The organism is Streptomyces hesseae, assembly GCF_031845785.1.
Lineage (GTDB): Bacteria > Actinomycetota > Actinomycetes > Streptomycetales > Streptomycetaceae > Streptomyces > Streptomyces hesseae.
The window spans coordinates 12945-34482 of sequence record NZ_JAVRFI010000003.1; the positions used below are offsets into that span (position 1 = coordinate 12945).

General features: G+C 73.5%; 19 protein-coding genes. 9 read left to right on the forward strand and 10 right to left on the reverse strand.

Annotation, left to right across the window (positions count from 1 at the left end; translation table 11 throughout):
• The first annotated feature begins 91 nt into the window (after positions 1 to 91).
• The 3 genes from RM609_RS06045 (at position 92) to RM609_RS06055 (ending at position 2882) form a co-directional block, all read left to right on the forward strand.
• Positions 92 to 457: a hypothetical protein gene (locus RM609_RS06045; RefSeq protein WP_311608556.1), complete on the forward strand. Its 366-nt coding sequence runs from the start codon at positions 92 to 94 to the stop codon at positions 455 to 457.
• Between the two features lie 44 nt (positions 458 to 501).
• Positions 502 to 1680, forward strand: a complete 1179-nt coding sequence (locus RM609_RS06050) for a helix-turn-helix domain-containing protein (protein ID WP_311608558.1) — start codon at positions 502 to 504, stop codon at positions 1678 to 1680.
• A 344-nt stretch (positions 1681 to 2024) separates the two neighbouring features.
• Positions 2025 to 2882, forward strand: coding sequence for a helix-turn-helix domain-containing protein (locus RM609_RS06055; RefSeq protein WP_311608559.1), 858 nt, complete (start codon positions 2025 to 2027; stop codon positions 2880 to 2882).
• 12 nt (positions 2883 to 2894) lie between these two features.
• Here RM609_RS06055 and RM609_RS06060 read toward each other — a convergent pair whose 3' ends face one another.
• The 5 genes from RM609_RS06060 to hutU form a co-directional block, all read right to left on the reverse strand.
• A complete protein-coding gene (locus RM609_RS06060; protein WP_311608560.1) occupies positions 2895 to 3572 on the reverse strand; it encodes a hypothetical protein in 678 nt (225 codons plus the stop codon).
• An 87-nt stretch (positions 3573 to 3659) separates the two neighbouring features.
• Positions 3660 to 4826, reverse strand: coding sequence for an imidazolonepropionase (gene hutI, locus RM609_RS06065; protein ID WP_311608561.1), 1167 nt, complete (start codon positions 4824 to 4826; stop codon positions 3660 to 3662).
• Between the two features lie 20 nt (positions 4827 to 4846).
• Entirely contained in the window at positions 4847 to 6181 is a 1335-nt protein-coding gene (locus RM609_RS06070; RefSeq protein ID WP_311608562.1) for a formimidoylglutamate deiminase, read from the reverse strand.
• Positions 6172 to 7359 (reverse strand): allantoate amidohydrolase, encoded by a 1188-nt coding sequence (locus tag RM609_RS06075; RefSeq protein ID WP_311609127.1) that lies wholly within the window; start codon positions 7357 to 7359, stop codon positions 6172 to 6174. Before RM609_RS06075 ends, RM609_RS06070 begins: the two co-directional genes overlap by 10 nt.
• Positions 7360 to 7451: 92 nt before the next feature.
• The gene (gene hutU / locus RM609_RS06080) at positions 7452 to 9110 is read right to left on the reverse strand and encodes a urocanate hydratase (protein ID WP_311608563.1); all 1659 of its coding nucleotides are present in this window, start codon (positions 9108 to 9110) and stop codon (positions 7452 to 7454) included.
• A gap of 151 nt (positions 9111 to 9261) precedes the next feature.
• Here hutU and RM609_RS06085 point away from each other — a divergent pair, with 151 nt between their 5' ends.
• Positions 9262 to 10635 carry a type III PLP-dependent enzyme domain-containing protein gene (locus RM609_RS06085; RefSeq protein ID WP_311608564.1) on the forward strand — a complete coding sequence of 458 codons (1374 nt, stop codon included), beginning with the start codon at positions 9262 to 9264 and terminating at the stop codon, positions 10633 to 10635.
• Here the strand turns inward: RM609_RS06085 and RM609_RS06090 are convergent.
• Positions 10619 to 11257: a hypothetical protein gene (locus RM609_RS06090; protein ID WP_311608566.1), complete on the reverse strand. Its 639-nt coding sequence runs from the start codon at positions 11255 to 11257 to the stop codon at positions 10619 to 10621. The genes RM609_RS06085 and RM609_RS06090 overlap by 17 nt on opposite strands.
• A gap of 202 nt (positions 11258 to 11459) precedes the next feature.
• On the opposite strand from RM609_RS06090, the gene RM609_RS06095 reads away from it, so the two are divergent.
• On the forward strand, positions 11460 to 12815 hold the full coding sequence (locus tag RM609_RS06095; protein ID WP_311608567.1) for an alpha/beta hydrolase family protein: 1356 nt from the start codon (positions 11460 to 11462) through the stop codon (positions 12813 to 12815).
• Positions 12816 to 12880: 65 nt separating this feature from the next.
• Here the strand turns inward: RM609_RS06095 and RM609_RS06100 are convergent, their stop codons facing one another.
• Both RM609_RS06100 and RM609_RS06105 read right to left on the reverse strand, forming a co-directional pair.
• Positions 12881 to 13732, reverse strand: coding sequence for a MurR/RpiR family transcriptional regulator (locus RM609_RS06100; RefSeq protein ID WP_311608568.1), 852 nt, complete (start codon positions 13730 to 13732; stop codon positions 12881 to 12883).
• Between the two features lie 81 nt (positions 13733 to 13813).
• A complete protein-coding gene (locus RM609_RS06105) occupies positions 13814 to 15217 on the reverse strand; it encodes an acyl-CoA synthetase (RefSeq protein ID WP_438828391.1) in 1404 nt (467 codons plus the stop codon).
• A gap of 66 nt (positions 15218 to 15283) precedes the next feature.
• On the opposite strand from RM609_RS06105, the gene RM609_RS06110 reads away from it, so the two are divergent.
• Positions 15284 to 15787 carry a hypothetical protein gene (locus tag RM609_RS06110; protein WP_311608570.1) on the forward strand — a complete coding sequence of 168 codons (504 nt, stop codon included), beginning with the start codon at positions 15284 to 15286 and terminating at the stop codon, positions 15785 to 15787.
• A 335-nt stretch (positions 15788 to 16122) separates the two neighbouring features.
• On the opposite strand, the gene RM609_RS06115 is transcribed toward RM609_RS06110, so the two are convergent.
• Positions 16123 to 17520, reverse strand: coding sequence for a cystathionine beta-synthase (locus tag RM609_RS06115; protein ID WP_311608571.1), 1398 nt, complete (start codon positions 17518 to 17520; stop codon positions 16123 to 16125).
• Positions 17521 to 17743: 223 nt separating this feature from the next.
• On the opposite strand from RM609_RS06115, the gene RM609_RS06120 reads away from it, so the two are divergent.
• The 3 genes from RM609_RS06120 to RM609_RS06130 all read left to right on the forward strand — a co-directional run bounded on the left by RM609_RS06120 (position 17744) and on the right by RM609_RS06130 (position 21154).
• Positions 17744 to 18808, forward strand: a complete 1065-nt coding sequence (locus RM609_RS06120; RefSeq protein WP_311609128.1) for an SGNH/GDSL hydrolase family protein — start codon at positions 17744 to 17746, stop codon at positions 18806 to 18808.
• A gap of 41 nt (positions 18809 to 18849) precedes the next feature.
• A complete protein-coding gene (locus tag RM609_RS06125) occupies positions 18850 to 20070 on the forward strand; it encodes an acetyl-CoA C-acetyltransferase (RefSeq protein ID WP_311608573.1) in 1221 nt (406 codons plus the stop codon).
• A 253-nt stretch (positions 20071 to 20323) separates the two neighbouring features.
• Positions 20324 to 21154, forward strand: coding sequence for a hypothetical protein (locus RM609_RS06130; protein WP_311608574.1), 831 nt, complete (start codon positions 20324 to 20326; stop codon positions 21152 to 21154).
• Positions 21155 to 21208: 54 nt separating this feature from the next.
• On the opposite strand, the gene RM609_RS06135 is transcribed toward RM609_RS06130, so the two are convergent.
• Positions 21209 to 21535 carry a hypothetical protein gene (locus RM609_RS06135; protein ID WP_311608575.1) on the reverse strand — a complete coding sequence of 109 codons (327 nt, stop codon included), beginning with the start codon at positions 21533 to 21535 and terminating at the stop codon, positions 21209 to 21211.
• Between the last annotated feature and the right edge of the window lie 3 nt (positions 21536 to 21538).

Consider the following 21538-nt stretch of genomic DNA (forward strand, 5'->3'; position numbering starts at 1 on the left):
CGTTCTCCACAAAGGCTTCACGCAAGCCATTGAATGTCCGTCATCAACGCCGATCACTCACCGGCGATTTTTCGACGGTCGGGAGACCCTCATGAGACGACTCCGCACCGCGGGTCTGGCCCTTCTCGGCGCGACGCTCTTCGCCTCCGTCGCGGCGAGCCCGGCCCAGGCGGCGCCGGGCGAAACCCGCACGGTGTGCGCCGACACGATGACCCCGGACGGCTGGGTCGACGTCAACTGGGGCACGAGCGCCTCCTGCCGCGCGACCGCCGGCCCCAACATCAAGATGATGAAGAACCTCGACGGCCTCCCCGTCGGCACCCAGGTCAACGCCTGCGCCACGGCCTTCCCGCCGAACGGCTGGACCAGGGTCCAGACCTACTACAGCGGCGGCTGCGTGGCCTTCACCAACTCGTCCTTCACGCCGAACGCGTGGCTGCTCAAGCGGGTTTCCTGACGGGACCGCGACGGGGCCTCACCCGCTGAGCGTACGCTCGCCCCATGGGTGCCACCTTCGGCCAGCGGCTCCGGGACGTACGCAAGCGCCGGGGCCTGAGTCAGCGCGAACTCGCAGCCGTGTCGGGTGTTTCGCTCTCCCTGATCCGCAAACTGGAGCAGGCCGAGCGCGACGGCACCCGGCTGGAGACGGCGCACAGACTCGCGGTGGCTCTGCGGGTACCGACGACCCAGTTGGTCAGCGACCGGGGTGACGGCGAGCCCGAGGGCTCCCCCGCGGACCAGTGGGAAGCGGTACGCCGGGCTCTGACGGATACCGTCCGGGTGCCCGGGCCGGAAGAGCCCCCCACCCTCACGGGCGTCCGCGCGGCCCTCGACTCGGCGCTACCGCTGTTCTCCACCGACCGGTACACAGAACTGGGCACGATCCTTCCGCCCCTCATCCGGGACACCGACGCGCTGGCGGAGACCGACCCGGACGGCAAAGCCGTCCGGGCCCGCCTGATGCAGCTGACGGGCTGGCTCCTCACCCAGACCCGCCAGTTCAAGGCAGCGCACGTAGCGCTGGAGCGCGCACTGGGCGAGGCTACGGACGAACTGCACGCGGCGACCACCGTCAGCACGCAATGCTGGCTGCTCCTGCGGCAGGGCAAGCTCGACGCCGCACGCGAACTCGCGACGCGCTGGGCCGACGAAGTCGAACCCCGCGTGTCCCGCGCCACGCCCGCGGAGCTCAGCGCGTGGGGATGGCTTCTGCTGCGGCACTCCGCCGCGTCCGTCAGGGACAATAGGCCCGACGAAGCCGATCAAGCACTACGGCTGGCCCACTCCGCCGCGATCGCGATGGGGCGGGAGTTCGCGCCGGAGAAGGACTTCCTCCGGGCTCTCGGCCCCGTGACGGTGAAACTCAAGCGCGCCGAGAACGCACTGATCGCCGACCGCCCCGACCACGTACTCCAACTCGCGGAACGCGTACCCACGAGCGGCCTGCGGCCCACCTCGAACAACCGCAACCGTCACCTGCTGGACGTCGCGGAGGCGAACGTCCGGCTGCGGCGGTACGCGGAAGCGGTGGACGTCCTGGAGCACGTCCGGACCGTGGCGCCCCAGTGGCTGCCCAACCAGCGGTACGCGCAGGACATTCTCGGCCGGGTGATCGAGAGGAGGAGGACCCTCACGCCGGGCATGCGATCGCTCGCGGACGCCATCGGCGTGCCGCTGTGACCGGATCAAGCGCACCCGGCGAGAGGCGACCGCACGGGGCGACGCCGAGGGGATGGCCCGCGCCGCCACGCTCATGGGCGTGCATCAGCGCGAGGCGCACGCGTGACCAAGGCAACCGGGACGCGACGAGCCGCGAACCGGTCCGGCTGGACGTCCCTTTAAAGGACTTGGGGAAAGAACCAACCCCTACCAACCCGACACGTCACCCCATCAGGTGACACGGTGGAAGTTGTGGGCGGCGGCGCGGTACGTTCGCCGCGCAAGCTCCAGACAGACGACGGCCCCCGGCCGGGACTGGCATCCCGATCGAGGGCCTGATCATCCAGGAAGCTGAGACCTTCCCAATGACTGAAGCGCAGTCTAGCGCGCACCCCTCCGCGCGCACCGGCTCTCCGCGAGCCGGAGTGGTCCACATCCGGCACCGCCACGACACGAACTTCACCGTCGTCGGCAACCACCTCGCCCAGCATCCCGACCTGTCCGCTGTCGCGATCGGCCTCGGCGTCTACATCCAGTCGCTGCCGGACGGCGCGGCCGTCGGCATCAAGGACCTCACCCGCCGCTTCAGGGAAGGCGAAATCACCATCGCCCGGGCCTTGAGGGAGCTGGAAACCGCTGGCTACCTGGAGCGGAAGCCCGAACGGATGGCGACGGGCCGGATGGTGACCCATACGAGCTGGTACGACCGGCCCGGCGCCGAGCCGCCCCCGCCCCCGCCCCCGCCCAAGGTCGACCTGGTGAAGCGGCGGCCTGCCGCCCAACCGCCCGTCCGGCGCGAGGAGCCGAGGGAGCCAACGGAGCCGACCCCCTTACCGCCCGCCGACCGGCCCGCAGCCGACCTGCTCGCCGGGCTGCGCCGTCGCGACCCACGGCTGTGGCTCTCGGAGATGGACGTCCGACGGCTCTCCCCCGCCGTACGCACATGGCTCGACCGGGGGATCGGCCCCGTACAGATCGCCCTCACCCTGACGGGCGGCCTGCCCATGGGCACCATCTCCTGGCCCGCCCGGCTACTCGGCTACCGCCTGACGAACTGGCTGCCACCCGCCCTGCCCGTACGGACCCCGGAGGCGCCACCGGGCCCGTCGCGGCCCCCGGCGCCCCTGCCGTTCCAGACCTGCGGCGGCTGCGAACGCGTCTTCCGCGCCGCCGAGCCCGGCCGCTGCCGGGACTGCCGCCGGGCGGCAGAACAGGCCGCATGACGTGTGGGCCTTTCAGGTCGTGGCGGATCCGGCCTTCGCGGACCTCAGGGAGTGGGACTCCCGCACCGGGCGGGATATTCCGCTCGTGACGCTGGAGAGGACGGGCTGAGCAGCGGTGGCGTTCTTGCCCAGCGGGGCGAGGGTCAGGAGGAAGAGCAGACCGCTCAGGGGTATCAGGTCCAGGCCGCCGGCCGCCGTAACCGCCACGCCCGCGACGATCGCGAGCGGCCGCCAGAAGGCTGTCGCGCGCAGGGCCGCCAACTGCCCCACGAGCAGCAGCAGTCCGACGTAGAAGAGCAGCGGGCCGACGGTGTAGACGGCCGGTGTCACGCCCGGCCAGCTGTGGATCCGCTCGAAGAGGGCGTCCATCGTCTCGCGGTCCACCGACGCGTATCCGACCAGCAGGTCGATGGCCGTCTGTGCCGTCACGGCCGCCACGCCCAGCAGGCCCAGGGTCGCGCCGACGCCCGCGAACGCCCGGCTCACCGGGCCTCGGCCCGTCGCCGCCGTCCGGCGGAGGCCCAGCATCACCTGTCCGAACAGCAGGACGCCCGCCAGCAGGGCGAGATGACCCAGCGACCAGGCCGGGCCCGGGCCGTGGCCGGGGTCCGTCAGCCGGATGAGGCCGTAGGCCGTCATGCACAGCGGGCCCGTCGCGAAGGCCGCCTGTCGCCATGTCGTGTTCGTCATGGCCCCGATCCTTCCGGCCGGGGCCGTCAAACGGCTTCCGGGAAGACCCTGGCCCCGCCCTGAGACCTCCCTGATCCGACCCGGACCTCAGAGCTCGCGTACCCCGCGCCGCCAGACGGCCGAGACGAGCGGCACGCCGGGCCGGTAGGCGAGGTGGACGTGCGAGGGGGCGTCCAGGAGCGCCAGGTCGGCGCGGGAGCCCGGGGTGAGGCGGCCGATGTCCGTGCGGCGGAGGGCCGCCGCACCGCCCGCCGTGGCGGACCAGACGGCCTCGTCGGGCGTCATTCCCATGTCGCGCACAGCCAGGGCCACGCAGAACGGCATGGAACTGGTGAAGGACGAGCCGGGGTTGCAGTCCGTGGAGAGGGCGACCGTGACGCCCGCGTCGAGGAGACGGCGCGCGTCGGGCCACTGGGCGCGGGTGGAGAACTCGGCGCCGGGCAGCAGGGTGGCCACCGTGGAGCCCTGGGCCAGGGCGTCGACGTCCGCGTCGGTGAGGTGGGTGCAGTGGTCGGCGGAGGCGGCGCCGACCTCGACGGCCAGCTGGACGCCGGGGCCGTGGCCGAGCTGGTTGGCGTGGACGCGCGGGACGAGTCCGTGGCGCTTGCCGGCCTCCAGGATCGCGCGGGCCTGGTCGCCGTCGAAGGCGCCCTTCTCGCAGAACACGTCGACCCAGCGGGCGTGCGGAGCGCACGCGTCGAGCATCTCGCCGGTGACGAGGGCGACGTAGCCGTCGGGGTCGTCGGCGAACTCCGGCGCCACGATGTGCGCGCCGAGGTAGGTGACCTCGTCGGTGTGGGCGGCGGCGATCCGCAGGGCGCGGGCCTCGTCGTGGGTGGTGAGGCCGTAGCCGGACTTGGTCTCGAAGGTGGTCGTGCCCTGGCGGAGGGCCTCGCCGAGGTAGCGCAGGAGATTGGCCTCCAGCGCCTCGTCGCTCGCCGCGCGGGTCGCCGCCACCGTCGTGCGGATGCCGCCCGCGCTGTAGCTCCGCCCGGACATCCGCGCGTTGAACTCGGCGGTCCGGTCGCCCGCGAAGACCAGGTGGGAGTGGGAGTCCACGAAGCCGGGGACGACCGCCCGGCCCCCGGCGTCGACGGCGTTGTCAGTGGCGGGTGCTTTGCTGGACTCACCGATCCACGCGACGCGGTCGCCGTCGATGACGACAGCCGCGTCCTGGACCAGACCGAGGGGGCCTTCGCCGAGAGAGGGGTCGTTGGTGACCAGGCTGCTGATGTTGATGATTGCCGTGCTCATGCTTGCTCCGGTCCTCGGCGTCAGCCGCTCAGGGCGGCGATGGAGTCGGCCAGTGCCCGCGGCACGTCCGGTACGAGCTGGTGGAGCCCGTCGCGTACGACGTGCCGGCCGCCCACGACCGTATGGCGGATGTCCGCGCCCGTCGCGGCGAATACGGCCGTCTCGGCACCGTGGCGCGGAGCCGGCCCCGCGGTACGGACGGAGTCCAGCGCGACCGTCGTGAGGTCGGCGAGGGCGCCCGGCTCGATGCGGCCCGCGTCCGCCCAGCCCAGGGAGGCGTGCCCGTCCTCGGTGGCGGCGCGCAGCAGCGCGGCGGCGGTCCAGTGGCCCCGGGTGCGGCTGCGCAGCCGTTCGTCGAGCTCCATGGCGCGGGCCTCTTCGAGGAGGTCGATGACGGCGTGGCTGTCGCTGCCCAGGGACAGCGGGCTGCCCGCCCGCTGGAGTTGGACGGCGGGGCCGATGCCGTCGGCGAGGTCCCGTTCGGTGGTCGGGCACATGCAGATCGTCGACGTCGCGCCGCCGAGGAGGGCGATGTCCTCGTCGGTGAGGTGCGTGGCGTGCACGGCGGAGGTGCGCGGGCCGAGCACACCGTGGTCGGCGAGCAGCCGCGTGGGGGTGCGGCCGTGCGCCGCGAGGCAGGCCTCGTTCTCGGCGGTCTGCTCGGAGAGGTGGACGTGGAGGGGCGCCTCGCGTTCGTCGGCCCAGCGGGCCACGGTCGTCAGCTGGTCGGCGGGCACGGCGCGCACCGAGTGCACGGCCGCGCCGATCCGGGCGTGGCCGGCGGGCTTGAGGGCGGCGGCGCGCTCGGCCCAGGCGTCGGCCGTGCCGTCGGAGAAGCGCGTCTGGTGGTGGTTCGGGGACTCCCCGAAGCCGGAGGAGAGGTAGGCGGTGTCGAGGAGGGTGATGCGGATGCCGGCTTCGGCGGCGGCCGCGATCAGGGCCTCGCCCATGGCGTTGGGGTCGGCGTAGGGCGTGCCGCCGGGGCCGTGGTGGAGGTAGTGGAACTCCCCGACGCAGGTGATGCCGGCGAGGGCCATCTCGGCGTACGTGGCGCGGGCGAGGGCGAAGTACGAGTCCGGGGTGAGCCGGTCGGCGACGCCGTACATCACGTCGCGCCACGTCCAGAAGGTGCCGCTGCCCACCTGTGTGCGGCCGCGCAGGGCGCGGTGGAAGGCGTGGGAGTGGGCGTTGGCCAGGCCCGGGAGGGTCAGGCCGCGCAGCGTCGTCGCGCCCGGGGGCGGGGAGGGGACCTCGGCGCGGACGGCCGTGATCCGGCCGTCCGTCACCTCGATGGCCACACCGGGCTCGACACGGTCGCCGAGCCACGCGTGCTCGGCCCAGTAGGTCACCTGCACGCCAGGCCCTCCAGTACGTCGGCGAGTGCGGTCACTCCGGCCACGCAGTCGTCCTCGGTCGCCGTCTCGGCGGGCGAGTGGGAGACGCCGGTGGGGTTCCGCACGAACAGCATGGCCGTGGGGATGACACCGGACAAAATACCGGCGTCGTGCCCGGCACCCGTGGGCAGCACGGGCGCGCCGCCCAGGAGCTTGGCGAGCTCGTCGCGCAGGTCGTGGGCGAACTCCACGACGGGGGTGAAGGACTCCCGGGTCACCCGGACCTCCACGCCGTCGCGGACACCGCGCTCGACCGCCGCCTGCTCGATCTCCGCGACGACGGCGGCCAGCGTCTCCTCGTCGGCGGCGCGGGAGTCCAGCCAGCCGCGGACGAGGGAGGCGATGGCGTTCACACCGTTCGGCTCGACGCCGATTTTCCCGAAGGTCGCCAGGGCGCCGGCGAGCCGGGCCTTCTTGCGGGCCGCGAGCACGGTGTTGGCGTACGTCAGCATCGGGTCGCGGCGGTCGTCGAGGCGGGTGGTGCCGGCGTGGTTGGCCTCGCCGTGGAAGTCGAACCGCCAGCGGCCGTGCGGCCAGATCGCCGACGCCACGCCCACGGGGTGCGGGGTGTCCGCGAGGGCCCGGCCCTGCTCTACGTGGAGCTCGACGAAGGCGCCGATACGGGCGAGGCGGTCGGGGTCGGGGCCGATGGCCTCGGGGTCGTACCCGGCGCGCTCCATGGCCTGGGCCAGGGAGACGCCTCCGCCGTCCCGGAGGGCGTGGGCCTTGTCGCGGGTGAGCTGGCCGGCGGTCAGGCGTGAGCCGACGCAGGCCAGGCCGAAGCGGGCGCCCTCCTCGTCGCCGAAGTTGACGACGGCGAGGGGGCGGTTCGGCTCGGCGCCGCGGGTGCGGAGCTCGTCGATCGCGGCGAAGGACGACACGACGCCGAGGGGGCCGTCGAAGGCGCCGCCGTCGGGGACGGAGTCGAGGTGGGAGCCGGTGACGACGGCGTCACCGGCGGTGGGGTCGCCGAGCCAGGCCCACTGGTTGCCGTTGCGGTCGACCTCGTAGGTCAGGCCGCGGGTTTCGGCTTGCGCCTGGAACCACGAGCGGCAGTCGGTGTCGGCGCCGGTCCAGGCGTAGCGGCGGTAGCCGCCGCTTTCGGGGTTCCGGCCGATGGGGCGCAGGTCCGCCCACATCTCGTGGAACGACGGCGCGTTCGCGGGTGCGGGCCGGTGGTCGCGTTGTGCCCACCCGTCCCGCCCTGCGGGACGACTGCCCGCAGCGGCGGTCACTCGCCCTCCCGCATCGGGATGCGCACCCCACGCGCCTCGGCGACGGCGTCGGCCTCGTCGTAGCCCGCGTCGACGTGGCGGATGACGCCCATGCCCGGGTCGTTCGTCAGGACGCGGCGGATCTTCTCGCCCGCGAGCGCCGTGCCGTCGGCGACCGTGACCTGGCCCGCGTGGATGGAGCGGCCCATGCCGACGCCGCCGCCGTGGTGGAGGGAGACCCAGGAGGCGCCCGAGGCGACGTTGACCATGGCGTTGAGGAGCGGCCAGTCCGCGATCGCGTCGGAGCCGTCGAGCATGGCCTCCGTCTCGCGGTAGGGCGAGGCGACGGAGCCGCAGTCGAGGTGGTCGCGGCCGATGACGATGGGCGCGGAGAGCTCGCCGCTCGCGACCATGTCGTTGAAGCGCTCGCCCGCGCGGTCGCGCTCGCCGTAGCCGAGCCAGCAGATGCGGGCCGGGAGGCCCTGGAAGTGGACGCGCTCGCCGGCCATCTTGATCCAGCGGGCCAGGGACTCGTTCTCGGGGAAGAGGTCGAGGATCGCGCGGTCGGTGGCCGCGATGTCCTTGGGGTCGCCCGACAGCGCCGCCCAGCGGAAGGGGCCCTTGCCCTCGCAGAAGAGCGGGCGGATGTACGCCGGGACGAAGCCGGGGAAGTCGAAGGCGCGGGTGTAGCCCGCGAGCTGGGCCTCGCCCCGGATGGAGTTGCCGTAGTCGAAGACCTCGGCGCCCGCGTCCTGGAAGCCGACCATCGCCTCGACGTGACGTGCCATCGACTCGCGCGCCCGGGTCGTGAAGTCGGCGGGCTTCTCGGCGGCGTAGGTGGCCATCTCGTCGAAGGAGACGCCGACGGGCAGGTACGCGAGCGGGTCGTGGGCGCTCGTCTGGTCCGTCACGATGTCGATGGGCGCGTTCATCGCGAGGAGCTGCGGTACGAGCTCGGCGGCGTTGCCCAGGACGCCGATGGACAGCGGGCGGCGGGCGTCGCGCGCCTCGACGGCCAGCTGGAGGGCGTGGTCGAGGGAGTCGGCCTTGACGTCCAGGTAGCGGTGCTCGATGCGGCGCTCGATGGCGCGCGGGTCGCAGTCGATACAGATCGCTACGCCGTCGTTCATGGTGACGGCGAGCGGCTGGGCGCCGCCCATGCCGCCGAGGCCGGCGGTCAGGGTGATCGTCCCGGCGAGCGTGCCGTTGAACTTCTTGGCGGCGACGGCGGAGAAGGTCTCGTACGTGCCCTGGAGGATGCCCTGCGTGCCGATGTAGATCCACGAGCCGGCCGTCATCTGCCCGTACATGGTCAGGCCGAGGGCCTCCAGACGGCGGAACTCCTCCCAGTTGGCCCAGTCGCCGACGAGGTTGGAGTTGGCGATGAGGACGCGCGGCGCCCACTCGTGCGTCTGCATCACGCCGACGGGGCGGCCGGACTGGACGAGCATGGTCTCGTCCTGCTTGAGCGTCTGGAGGGTGCGGACCATCGCGTCGAAGGAGCGCCAGTCGCGGGCCGCCTTGCCCGTGCCGCCGTAGACGACGAGCTTGTCCGGGTGCTCGGCGACCTCGGGGTCGAGGTTGTTCTGGAGCATCCGCAGCGCGGCTTCCTGCTGCCAGCCCCGGGTGCTCAGCTCGGTGCCTCGCGGTGCTCGCACGGGTCGCGGTCCTGACATGGGCGCTGCCTCCCTGGCTCTCTCCATCGCGTTCTGAATAGAACACTGCACAGTCTGAGCATCTGAATACCTCTAGTCAACAGGTTCGCCGGTCGACCTCATAGGCGGTCGCACCGTGGCCGTCGGCCTCCCTCGGTGGTGGAGTAGGGCTATGGGTCACGTGGAGAGCGCCGCGCGGCGGCGGGACGCGGCCGTGCTGGCGGCCGTCCGGCAGGGGGTCGTCTCGGCGGACCGGCCCGTCGTGGGCCTGCTGGACGTCCCGGGGATCAGAGCGGCCGCCGCCGCGCTCCACAGAGCGTTCGCGCAGGTCAGCGCCCCAGGGACGGACGTTCTGCACACCTTCGCGGTCAAGGCCGCGCCCCTGGTGCCCGTACTGAGGCTGCTCGCCGACGAGGGGCTGGGCGCCGAGGTGGCGAGCCCCGGGGAGCTCGCGCTGGCCCGCGCGGCGGGCGTGCCGCCCGGGCGGACCGTGCTGGACTCCCCCGCCAAGACTCCCGCCGAGCTGCGCGAGGCGCTGGCGCTCGGCGTCGCCGTCAACGCCGACAGCCGGGAGGAGCTGGCCCGGCTGGACGGCCTTCTCCACGACCTCCACGACACGACGTCCGTCCCGCCGCTCGGGCTGCGTGTGAACCCCCAGGTCGGAGGCGGCAGCATCGACGCGCTCAGCACCGCCACGCCGACGTCGAAGTTCGGGATCCCCCTGCGCGACGAGGGGGCGCACGAGTGGCTGGTACGCGCCTGCGCCGAGCGGCCGTGGCTCACCCGCATCCACGCCCACGTCGGCTCGCAGGGCTGCCCCCTGGAGCTGATGGCTTCCGGCATCCGGGCGGTGTACGAACTGGCCGAGGAGGTCAACGAGCGCGTCGGCGGCCGGCGGATCCGGTCCGTGGACATCGGCGGCGGTCTGCCCGTCAACTTCGCCTCCGACGACGTCACCCCCACCCACGCCGCGTACGCGCGACTGCTCGCCGAGACCGTCCCCGGGCTGTTCGACGGGCGCTACGGCCTGGTGACCGAGTTCGGGCGGTCGCTACTGGCCAAGAGCGGGACGGTACTGGCCCGGGTGGAGTACGCCAAGTCGGCGGGCGGCCGCCGGATCGCGGTGACGCACGCGGGCGCGCAGGTGGCCGTCCGCACGGTGTTCGCGCCGGAGGCGTGGCCGCTGCGTGTGGCGGTGTACGACGCGTGGGGACGGCCGAAGGACGGGGCGCCCGAGACGCAGGACGTGGCCGGGCCGTGCTGCTTCGCCGGGGACCTGGTCGCGACCGGGCGGTCGCTGCCCCGGCTGGAGGCCGGGGACCATGTCGCGCTGCTCGACACCGGCGCGTACTACTTCTCGAACCACTTCGCGTACAACACGCTCCCCCGCCCGGGGGTTTACGGCTACGCGGAGCACCAACAGCCGACCGGGGCCGAGGAGGCCCCAGGTGTGCGCTTCGTGCCCGTACGGCCGCCGCAGTCCCTCGACGAACTCGTCGCCGAGAGCGGCGGCGCCCATGCGGTGGGGCTCACCGCGCTGCGCTGACCACCGCACCGCCCGGGGCCGGACGTCCGCGCCGCCGGGCCCCGCCGGGCAGGGCGTCACCGGCGGCGAGACCGGTGGTGAACCAGCCGCTCACGGGCGCCGCGACGGGGCTGCCCTGCGCCCGCTCCGTACGCACCCACAGCAGCGACTCGCTCCGGCGCTCCAGGCCGCCCAGCCACAGGGCCTTCGCCCACAGCCCGGCGCCCGCGCCCGCCATCGCCAGGCCGGCCGCCGCGGGCACCGCGAGCGAGGAGGCCGTGGCGGCGACGAACGCGCCCGCCAGCCACCAGCGCCGGGCCCGCCGCCAGTTCCGCGCCGTCACGGCCCGGTCCTGGAGGAACACGGCCCGGCCCGCGCGCGTCGCGCCGCCCGCCAGCTCCGTGTACCGGCGGCGCCGCGCCAGGAAGGCCACGGCACCGGCCACGACGAACAGGACAGCACCCACCGCCAGCCCGAGCCGGCGTCCGGTGAGCCCCGGCACCAGCCCAGGAACCAGCCCGGGCGCCAGCTCCGGCACCGCGACACCGGCACCCGCGCTCAGCAGCCCGAGCCACCACAGCCGGCCCGCCGGCGCCCTCACGATCACGGCCACACGAGCCAGCGCATACGCTCCGCGCCCCACGTCGGACCTCCTCGTCGGTCTTCTCGCCACCTCTGACGCACCTCTGGCGCACCTCTGACGCCATCGCTGCGGGCCGCACGCTAGCCGACGATTCTGAGTGCGAGCTGAGAACCGCGCGAGCCCGTAGCCCACCGGGGTCATACCCGGGTAGCACAGGCGAGTTGCCCCCCACGTATGTCGTGTCGACGCATCATCGGTCCCTATGGTCGTCATACCAGCCGAGCGGTGGGAGGAGACCGGAATGCCGGTGAACGAGCGTGCCCTTCGGCGACGGGCACTGGCGGCGGCGGGTGCGCTGGCCCTGACCGGTCTGCTCGGCGCCTTCGCCCCGCACGCACGCGCTGCGGCCGACGGCGCCCCAGCTGCCTCTTCCGCTGCGGCCGGCTCCCGCGCCCACGTCCGGCTGCCCGAGCCCACCGGCCCGTTCCCCGTCGGCACCACCACCCGCCACCTGGTCGACACCTCCCGCGAGGACCCCTGGCACCCGGGGCGCGGCCACCGCGAGGTCATGATCGGCCTCTGGTACCCGGCGGCCCACGCGGGCTGGCGGACCGCACCGCGCACCGCGCCCCACATGGAGCGGCGCGCCGCCGCCCACTTCGGCTCGCCGGGCGGCTCCGGCCACCTCGGCTACCGCGTACCGGCCGGGGCCGTGGACTGGGCGGCCACCGCCACCCACGCGCGCGTGGACGCTCCCGCCGCGCGCGGGACGGGCGTACGGCCGGTCGTGCTGTACTCGGCGGGCCTGGGCGACCCCCGGACCTGGAACACCTCGCTCGTGGAGGACCTGGCCTCGCGCGGCTACGTGGTCGTCACGGTCGACCACACCTACGACTCCTCCGAGGTCGCCCTCCCCGGCGGCCGCCTCGCGCCCTCCGTGCTCCCCGGCCTCGCCGCGAAGCGCGGCACGAACCCGGGGAAGGTGCTGCGCAAGGCGATGAAGGCGCGCGTCGACGACACCCGCTTCGTCCTCGACCGGCTCGGCGACCGTCAGCACCGGCTCGCCCTGCCGCACGGCCTGGCGGCCGCCATGGACCTGCGGCACGTGGGGATGGTGGGCCAGTCGGCGGGCGGTTTCACGGCCGTTCAGGCGATGCACGACGACCGGCGCATCCGGGCCGCGGTGAACATGGACGGGACGATGGAGTTCCCCGGGCCCAAGGGCATGAGCTCGGCGTCCCGCGACGGCGTCGACCGGCCGTTCCTGCTGATGGGCACGGACGCGGCGGATTCCGGCGAGTACGGGCGCCAGCCGTCGTGGAAGGCGCTGTGGCAGCACTCGCGGGGCAGCGGAGGCTGGCGCGGTGACGTGACTCTCACCGGGTCGGAACACGGCGCGTATACGGATGCGGCGGCGCTGCTGCCGCAACTGGCGCGGCGGGGAGTGGTGCCGTGGGGGACGGTGCGGGGGGATGTCGGGTCGGTGCGGGGGGAGCGGGCGGTCGCCGTGACGCGGGCGTATGTGGCGTCGTTCCTCGACCGCTTCCTGCGGGGGCAGAACGATGGCCTCTTGGACAGGCCGTCGAGCCGCTTCCCGGAGGTGCGGTACGCCCGTTAGGGCGCTCCGCCCCCGGACCCCCGGCCCCCCGGTCCTCAAGCGCCGGACGAGCTGAGACCAGCTCCTCACTCCACGAACAAGCCCCGCGCCGCCGCCTTCGCGTCGAACTCCTCCAACCGCGCCTGCGCGTCCGGCAGCGCGTCGCACATCGCCTCCAGCAGCACCCGCCCCAGCAGCATCGGCGCGCACGCCGTGTCGAAGGCGAGCCCCGTGCCGACGGCGGCCGGCAGGAGGATGTCGCTGTGGCGCGCCACCGGGGCGAAGGTGGAGTCGGCGACGGTGACGACCGTCAGGCCGACCCCCCGCGCGTACTCCAGCGCCTCCACCACCTCGCGCGGATGCCGCGGCAGCGCGAAGCACAGCAGGGCGCTCGCCCCGGCCCGGACCGCCGCGTCGATGCGGTCGACGAGCAGCGTGCCGCCCTCGTCCAGCAACCGCACATCGGGGTGGACCTTGCGCGCGAAGTAGGCGAAGCCCGCCGCCTGGGCGGTCGCCGCCCGCAGGCCGAGGACCGGCAGGGGGCGGGAGGCGGCCAGCAGCCGGCCGGCCCGGGCGACGGGGGCCGGGTCGGCGAGCAGGGAGGCGAGGTGGCGGAGGTTGTCGATCTCGGCCTGCACGGCCTGCTGGTACTCGTTGTACGAGTCCTCGGCGGGCGCCTCGGCCGCGGGGACGACGTCGCGCAGGTGGCGGCGGAGCGCGGGGTAGCCGTCGAAGCCGAGGGCGACCGCGAAGCGGGTCACCGACGGCTGGCTGACGCCCGCGAGCTCGGCGAGCTCCACGCTGGAGAGGAACGGCGCGTCGGCGGCGCGGCGCACCATGCAGTGGGCGATGCGACGCTGCGTGGGCGTCAGCCGGTGCCCTTCGAAGAGCTTCTGCAGCCGCGCGGTGGCTTCCGGCTCGCCCCCGGTCTCGCCCATGGGCCCTCCTCGGTCAGTCAGTCATTCATCCGGCCCGTACCCTGCATGAAATTATGCAGGGTACGGCACCGGGATCGCGTCTCACAGCGGAGGCAGCAGCTTCTTCTGCGGCTTGCCCATCGCGTTGCGCGGCAACGCGTCCATGAAGCGGATCCGGCGCGGCCGCTTGTGGACGGAGAGATGGCCCGCCACGAAGTCGATCAGCTCGCGCTCGCCGATCCCGTCGGCCACCACATAGGCGACGATCTCCTGCCCCAGGTCGTCGTGCGGCAGGCCGACGACCGCCGCCTCGCTGACCGCCGGGTGGTCCAGGAGGGCGTTCTCGACCTCGCCGGCGCCGACGCGGTAGCCACCGGACTTGATCAGGTCGGTGGAGGCCCGGCCCACGATGCGGTGGGTGCCGTCCGCCTCGATCGCGGCGATGTCGCCCGTGCGGAACCAGCCGTCGGCCGTGTACGCGGCCGCCGTCGCCTCCGGGCGGCCCAGGTAGCCGGCGAAGAGCGTCGGGCCGGACACCTCCAGCTCCCCGATGCCGCCCTCCTCCCCGGTCTCCACCACGCGGGTGCGCACGCCCGGCAGCGGCAGGCCCACCGAGCCGGGGCGGCGCTCGCCATCCGCGCGGGCGGAGACGGTGATCAGGGTCTCCGTCATGCCGTAGCGCTCGACGGGGCATTGCCCGGTGAGCGCCTCCAGGTCGCGGAAGACGGGCGCGGGCAGGGCGGCGCTGCCGGAGACCAGCAGCCGGGCGCCGGAGAGGGCGCGGGCGGCGGTGTGGTCGCGCACCACCCGCGACCAGACCGTCGGCACGCCGAAGTAGAGGCTGCCGCCCGCCGCAGCGTACGCCTCCGGCGTGGGGCGGCCGGTGTGGACCAGCCGGCAGCCGGTGCGCAGGGCGCCCAGCACGCCCAGCACGAGGCCGTGCACGTGGAAGAGCGGCAGGCCGTGCACGAGGGTGTCCTCGGCCGTCCACTTCCAGGCCTCGGCGAGCCCGTCCAGGCCCGCAGCGACGGCGCCGCGCGGGATGAGCGCGCCCTTGGGCGCGCCGGTGGTGCCGGAGGTGTAGAGCACGAGGGCGGTCGACTCCGGGTCCGGCTCGGGCGCGGACCAGGTGCCGCGTTCCCGTATGTCCACGGGGACGTCCTCGCCGAGGACCAGTCCGGCGCCGGAGTCGCGCAGGATGTGGCCGCGCTCGGCGGGCCCGGCGTCCGGCGGCAGCGGTACGACGGGCACCCCCGCGAGCAGCCCGCCGACGACGGCCACGACGGTCTCGGGCTCCGCCACCGCCCGTACGGCCACCGACGGGGCCCCGGCGATCCGGGCCGCCACCGCGCCCGCCGCGCCCAGGAGTTCCTCCCGTGACATCGTCCGTCCCGCGATGGTCAGGGCGTCCGGGCGGTCGGCGGCGTCCGGGGCGACCAGGGACGACAGCAGGGGTTCGGGCACGGAATCGCTCCTTCCACGGGGCCCCGGCGGACCGGGGGGCATCCCCTCTGCGGATACGGGTGCTGGCCCCACTGACGCGGGGCCCTCGCCGACCGTACCGTCATGGCCATGATGGCCCGTGACACCGATGCCCCGAAGGACCCCGGTCGCGCCGACGACCCCGCCCTCGGCCTGAAGAAGGACCCCGAACTGCGCCGGGAGCTGGACGCGACCGCGCACACGCTCAAGGAGCTCGGGCCGGAGTACGAGGCGGAGCTCATCGACTCCTTCCTGGAGAAGGTCGGGGAGCGCATCGACCGGCGGATGGACGCCACGGCGGACCGTCAGGTGCGCCGGTATCTCGCCGAGCGGCAGATGAGCGCGGCGCGGGGCGTGGCCGGGCGTCAGCCGGGTGACGGCCCGGCGCTCGGGGGCTTCGGGCAGCGCTTCGGCTTCGCGGCGGTGTCGCTGGTGCTGGCGGTACCGCTGTCGGCGATCGCCGCGTATCAGGCACATCTGGCGGGGCTGGTGGTGACCTGGGTGGGGATCGTGGGGGTCAACGTCGCCCAGTCGGCGTGGATGCCGTGGCGGCGACGGTCGGCCGAACAGCCTTCGGAGGGCTGGGGCGCGTAAGCAGGCCGGTTGCCTGCGAGCCGGTGGGGGCTTGTCGCGCAGTTCCCCGCGCCCCTTCGGGGCGCTGCCGTACGGCCCGGAAAACAAAGAGCGCGGGGGCCGCCGCACCCCGGCTGTGGCCGGGGTCGGGACGACGGCGGTCCCCGCGAAGGACGTGGGCCGGATCCCGGGTGCCGGTATCCGGTGCCACGTCCGGACGGCACTGGAGTCCGGGAGCCGCTCCGGAGTTCCGCCGCCTCGATGCCCCCCACTATGCCGGTCCCGTGTTAAGCCCGTGCTGCGCGCACGTGACGCATACGTACCTTTTACGGACCGGTAGTTGACCGCAAGGGGTCCTACTTCGTTCCGCCGTTGCCGCCCTCGGCGAGGAACGCGAGCAGGTCCTGCCGGCTGACGACGCCCTTGGGCTTGCCCTCGACGATCACGATGGCCGCGTCCGCCGTGCCGAGGACGTTCATCAGGTCGCCGACCGGCTCGCCGGAGCCGACCTGCGGCAGCGGCGCGCTCATGTGCTTCTCCAGGGGGTCGGTCAGCGAGGCCCGCTGGGCGAACAGCGCGTCCAGCAGGTCGCGTTCGACGACCGAGCCGATGACCTCGGCGGCCATGACGTCGGGGTGACCGGCGCCGGGCTTGACGATGGGCATCTGCGAGACGCCGTACTCGCGCAGCACCTCGATGGCCTGACCGACCGTCTCCTCGGGGTGCATGTGGACGAGCGAGGGGATGCCGCCGTCCTTGCGGCGCAGCACGTCGCCGACGCGGGCGGCGTCGCCGGGCTCCTCCAGGAAGCCGTAGTCGGCCATCCACTCGTCGTTGAAGATCTTGCTCAGGTAGCCGCGGCCGCTGTCCGGCAGCAGCACCACGACGACGTCGTCCTCGCCGAGGCCCTCCGCGGCGCGCAGAGCGCTGACGACCGCCATGCCGCAGGAGCCGCCGACCAGCAGGCCCTCCTCCTTGGCGAGGCGGCGGGTCATCTGGAAGGCGTCCTTGTCGGAGACCGCGATGATCTCGTCGGTCACCGTGCCGTCGTAGGCGGTGGGCCAGAAGTCCTCGCCGACGCCCTCGATCAGGTACGGGCGGCCCGAACCGCCGCTGTAGACCGAGCCCTCGGGGTCGGAGCCGATGACCTTGACCTTGCCGCCGCTGACCTCCTTCAGGTACCGGCCGGTGCCGCTGATCGTGCCGCCCGTGCCCACGCCCGCGACGAAGTGCGTGATCTTCCCCTCGGTCTGCTCCCAGAGCTCCGGACCGGTGGAGTGGTAGTGCGAGAGCGGGTTGTTGGGGTTGCTGTACTGGTCGGGCTTCCAGGCGTTGGGCGTCTCGCGCACCAGGCGGTCGGAGACGTTGTAGTACGAATCCGGGTGCTCGGGGTCGACGGCGGTCGGGCAGACGACGACCTCTGCCCCGTACGCCCGCAGTACGTTGATTTTGTCCTGGGAAACCTTGTCAGGGCAGACGAAGATGCACTTGTAGCCCTTCTGCTGGGCCACGATCGCGAGACCCACGCCCGTGTTGCCCGAGGTGGGCTCCACGATCGTGCCGCCCGGCTTGAGTTCGCCGGACTTCTCGGCCGCCTCGATCATCCGCACGGCGATGCGGTCCTTCACCGAACCACCGGGGTTGAAGTACTCCACCTTGGCGAGCACAGTCGCCTTGATGCCTTCGGTCACATGGTTGAGCTTCACGAGCGGGGTGTTGCCAACGAGCTCAATCAACGAATCGTGATACTGCACGGTGATCTCCGCGGTCGGGGGCACTAGCGGTCGTCGCGTGCCCATACCGCCAGCCTAGAGCGCGTGCGACCGCTCCAACGGCGCGTTGCGAAGGCGAGTGCGCGGGGCAACCTGCTGATAGCGCGCACTGGCAAGGGCGCGCCGGATTCATGAAGCTTTTGTGAAGCGTTTGTAAACCGTCTTTCGGAGCGCTTCGAAGCGCTGAGGAGGCTGTCCGGTGTCGATGCTGAGGGCGAGGGCCGCGCGGCGGATCGCGGCCGCTGCGGCATACGGAGGCGGCGGGGTCGGCCTGCTCGGCGGGGCGGCGCTCGGGGTGCTGATCACGGAGGTGGCGCTGGCCCGGCGGGTCGTCGGCGGGGCCGGCGGCGCCCCGCCGCACGCGGACGGCCGCTACGGCTCCGCGTTCGTCCACGGGCCGGGGCGGGAGCCGCTGCTGCTGGGCGTGCTGGGCGACTCCACGGCGGCGGGCCAGGGGGTGCACCGGCCCCGGCAGACCCCGGGCGCGCTGATGGCCACGGGGCTCGCGGCGGTCGCCGAGCGGCCCGTGGAGCTGCACAACGTGGCGCTGTCCGGGGCGCAGTCCTACGACCTGGAGCGGCAGGTCACCCAGATCCTGTGCGATCCGGAGCGGATCCCGGACGTCTGCGTGATCATGATCGGGGCGAACGACGTCACCCACCGGGTGCCCGCCACCCGCTCCGTCCGGCTGCTCACGGAGGCCGTGGGCAGACTGCGGGAGGCCGGCTGCGAGGTGGTGGTCGGCACCTGCCCCGACCTGGGCACGATCGAGCCCGTCTACCAGCCGCTGCGCTGGCTGGCCCGGCGGCTGAGCCGGCAGCTGGCGGCGGCGCAGACGATCGGGGTGCTGTCGGCGGGCGGCCGGACGGTCTCGCTGGGCGATCTGCTGGGGCCGGAGTTCGAGGCCAACCCCCGGGAGCTGTTCGGGCCCGACAACTACCACCCGTCGGCCGAGGGTTACGCGACCGCGGCCATGGCCGTACTGCCCACGCTCTGCGCGGTGCTGGACCTCTGGCCGGAGGAAGAGGAGCGGCCCGACGCGGCGCGTCGCGAGGGCATCCTGCCGCTGGCCCGGGCGGCCGCCGAGGCGGCCGCGGAGGGCGGCACGGAGGTCACGGCCCGGGGCCGCTGGGCGCTGCTCAAACACCGCAAGCGGCGGCGGCTGCCGACGGGGGCGGAAACCGCTCCGGACGGGGAGCGGCCCGCCCATACTGGAAAGAGTCCGGCGTCACAGCCCGGAGACCGTGACCCGGGACGTACTTGCGGGTAACTTCCGGGGAGTCTTCGTTCCCGCGCAACTGGAGCCGTGTGATGCCCGAAGCCGTGATCGTCTCTACCGCCCGCTCCCCCATCGGGCGCGCCTTCAAGGGCTCCCTGAAGGAGCTGCGGCCCGACGACCTCACCGCCACGATCATCCAGGCGGCGCTCGCGAAGGTCCCCGGGCTCGACCCGCGCGACATCGACGACCTGATGCTCGGCTGCGGCCTCCCCGGCGGCGAGCAGGGCCACAACCTGGGCCGCGTCGTGGCCGTGCAGATGGGCATGGACCATCTGCCCGCCACCACGATCACCCGCTACTGCGCCTCGTCCCTCCAGACCTCCCGGATGGCGCTGCACGCCATCAAGGCGGGCGAGGGCGACGTCTTCATCTCGGCGGGCGTCGAGATGGTCTCCCGGTCCGTCAACGGCTCCTCCGACGGGATGCCCGGCACCCACAACCCGCTCTTCGCCGACGCCGAGGCCCGTACGGCCGCCCGCGCCGAGCAGGGCGGCGAGGGCTGGCACGACCCGCGCGAGGACGGCCTGGTCCCGGACGCGTACATCGCGATGGGCCAGACCGCCGAGAACCTGGCCCGCCTCAAGGGCGTCACCCGCGAGGACATGGACGAGTTCGGCGTCCGCTCGCAGAACCTCGCCGAGGAGGCCATCAAGAAGGGCTTCTGGGCGCGCGAGATCACCCCGGTGACGCTGCCCGACGGCACGGTCGTCTCGACGGACGACGGCCCGCGCGCGGGCGTCACCCTGGAGGGCGTCGCGGGCCTCAAGCCCGCCTTCCGCCCCGACGGCCTGATCACGGCGGCCAACTGCTGCCCGCTCAACGACGGCGCCGCCGCCCTGGTGATCATGTCCGACACCAAGGCGCGCGAGCTGGGCCTGACCCCGCTGGCCCGGATCGTCTCGACGGGCGTCTCCGCGCTCTCCCCCGAGATCATGGGCTACGGCCCGGTGGAGGCCAGCAAGCAGGCCCTGCGCCGGGCGGGGCTGACCATCGGCGACATCGACCTGGTCGAGATCAACGAGGCGTTCGCCGCGCAGGTCATCCCCTCCTACCGCGACCTGGGCATCGACATCGACAAGCTCAACGTCAACGGTGGCGCCATCGCCATCGGCCACCCCTTCGGCATGACGGGCGCCCGCATCACCGGCACGCTCATCAACTCGCTCCAGTTCCACGACAAGCAGTTCGGCCTGGAGACGATGTGCGTGGGCGGCGGCCAGGGCATGGCGATGGTGATCGAGCGGCTGAGCTGAAACGCCTCCAAAACACCGCTCGGCAACTGCCAATAGCAACGTTCGGCCACCTTGCCGGAACGTGACCCAATCTCCCCCAGGATGTGACCAACATCCCGGGGGAGATTCGTTTCCCCAGGTCAGAGTGGTTGAAGGAACAACGTCCGGGCCCTTGGTCCCGTCCGTTTACTGACGTTTTGCACTGTGGGCCTCCAAAGGCATGCGCGAAGCTGAGGTAGGAATTCGGGGGATCCAAGCAACCGGGAGTACGTCAGTGAGCGCCATGTCCCTTGCCCTGCTGCTGGGCGCTGCCGCCGCCACGGCCGCGGGCGCCGCCGCCCTGCACAGCACTCGCGGTCTGCGCCGGCAGATCACCGCCCTGCGCGAGGAACTGGCCGTCGCCACGGCCGGCGCCGCCGAGCGCGGTGCCGTGCCCGCCGCCCGTACCGCCCCCGTCGCGGAGCTCTCCGAGATACGCGCGGCCGTCGCCGACGCGCTCGCCGAGGAGCGGGAGCGCGAGCTGGCCGAGGCCCGGGCGTTCTGGGCCGCCCAGGAGGCCCGCGACCTGGCCGGGGCCGGCGACGCGCCCTCCCTGCCGGTGGTCCTGCCCGGCCTCGACGACGCCCTGTTCCTGCCCCGCCAGGCCGACCTCGCCGGACTGGACCTCGCCGGACTGGACGCGCTGGCCGACCTCGAGTCGCTCGAAGAGTCGCTCGAGTCCGAGGCCGCGGACTCCCCCGAGCTGGCGGCGGCCCGCCGCCGCCACCCCTCGCACCCCGACTTCACCCCCATGGCCTCGTCCGTCACCGACCACGAGCGCACGGTCGAGCGCCTCACCGAGCTCGCCGACGACGGCGTACCGCTCACGGACGTCCGCCCCGGCCCGCTGGGCACCCTCGACGTCTACGTCTTCGCCGACGGCACCACGGTCTGTATGACCCCCGGGCACCGCGAGACCGCCGAGCGCCTTGCCGAGGCCCTGCGGGCCGGTGACGCGCCCGTCCTGCTGGGCGGCTCCGGGGTCTCCGGCGCCTACGCCCTGACCTTCGACTGCGCGACGGGCACGGTCTACGTCCTGGCCGACCGCGTCATCGCGTCGCTGTAGCCGGAACGCCGCCACGCCGGGCCCCCGGCGGCCCGGCGGTCACAGCCCGCAGGGTCACAGCCCGCAGCGCCCCGCGGCCTCCTCGATCAGTCCCACGGCCCGGGTCACCCCTTCGGCGACCCCGCCGGAGGCGAGCAGCGCTTCGGCCAAATCATGGCCGGCCACCGCCACTTGATCGGCCACCGCGAAGATCCCGGCGTCCGGCATCTCCCGTACCGCCGGGGCGTCCGGCTCCTCGATCCGCTGGGTCCAGGCGGCCAGCTCCCGGGCCAGGGCCAGCGCTTCCGCCGCCGCGCCCCGGCTCAGCCGGGACTGGGGCAGGGTCCGCAGCCGGTCGGCGAAGGTGTCCACGGCGGCCAGAAGAGGTGTCACATCATCCACGCC

Bases quoted from the DNA above. Each gene is read 5' to 3' on its own strand.
- RM609_RS06045 (WP_311608556.1), top strand. From the start codon at position 92: ATGAGACGACTCCGCACCGCGGGTCTGGCCCTTCTCGGCGCGACGCTC.
- RM609_RS06050 (WP_311608558.1), top strand. From the start codon at position 502: ATGGGTGCCACCTTCGGCCAGCGGCTCCGGGACGTACGCAAGCGCCGG.
- RM609_RS06055 (WP_311608559.1), top strand. From the start codon at position 2,025: ATGACTGAAGCGCAGTCTAGCGCGCACCCCTCCGCGCGCACCGGCTCT.
- RM609_RS06060 (WP_311608560.1), bottom strand. From the start codon at position 3,572: ATGACGAACACGACATGGCGACAGGCGGCCTTCGCGACGGGCCCGCTG.
- hutI (WP_311608561.1), bottom strand. From the start codon at position 4,826: ATGAGCACGGCAATCATCAACATCAGCAGCCTGGTCACCAACGACCCC.
- RM609_RS06075 (WP_311609127.1), bottom strand. From the start codon at position 7,359: ATGTGGGCGGACCTGCGCCCCATCGGCCGGAACCCCGAAAGCGGCGGC.
- hutU (WP_311608563.1), bottom strand. From the start codon at position 9,110: ATGTCAGGACCGCGACCCGTGCGAGCACCGCGAGGCACCGAGCTGAGC.
- RM609_RS06085 (WP_311608564.1), top strand. From the start codon at position 9,262: ATGGGTCACGTGGAGAGCGCCGCGCGGCGGCGGGACGCGGCCGTGCTG.
- RM609_RS06095 (WP_311608567.1), top strand. From the start codon at position 11,460: ATGGTCGTCATACCAGCCGAGCGGTGGGAGGAGACCGGAATGCCGGTG.
- RM609_RS06100 (WP_311608568.1), bottom strand. From the start codon at position 13,732: ATGGGCGAGACCGGGGGCGAGCCGGAAGCCACCGCGCGGCTGCAGAAG.
- RM609_RS06105 (WP_438828391.1), bottom strand. From the start codon at position 15,217: ATGCCCCCCGGTCCGCCGGGGCCCCGTGGAAGGAGCGATTCCGTGCCC.
- RM609_RS06110 (WP_311608570.1), top strand. From the start codon at position 15,284: ATGATGGCCCGTGACACCGATGCCCCGAAGGACCCCGGTCGCGCCGAC.
- RM609_RS06120 (WP_311609128.1), top strand. From the start codon at position 17,744: ATGCTGAGGGCGAGGGCCGCGCGGCGGATCGCGGCCGCTGCGGCATAC.
- RM609_RS06125 (WP_311608573.1), top strand. From the start codon at position 18,850: ATGCCCGAAGCCGTGATCGTCTCTACCGCCCGCTCCCCCATCGGGCGC.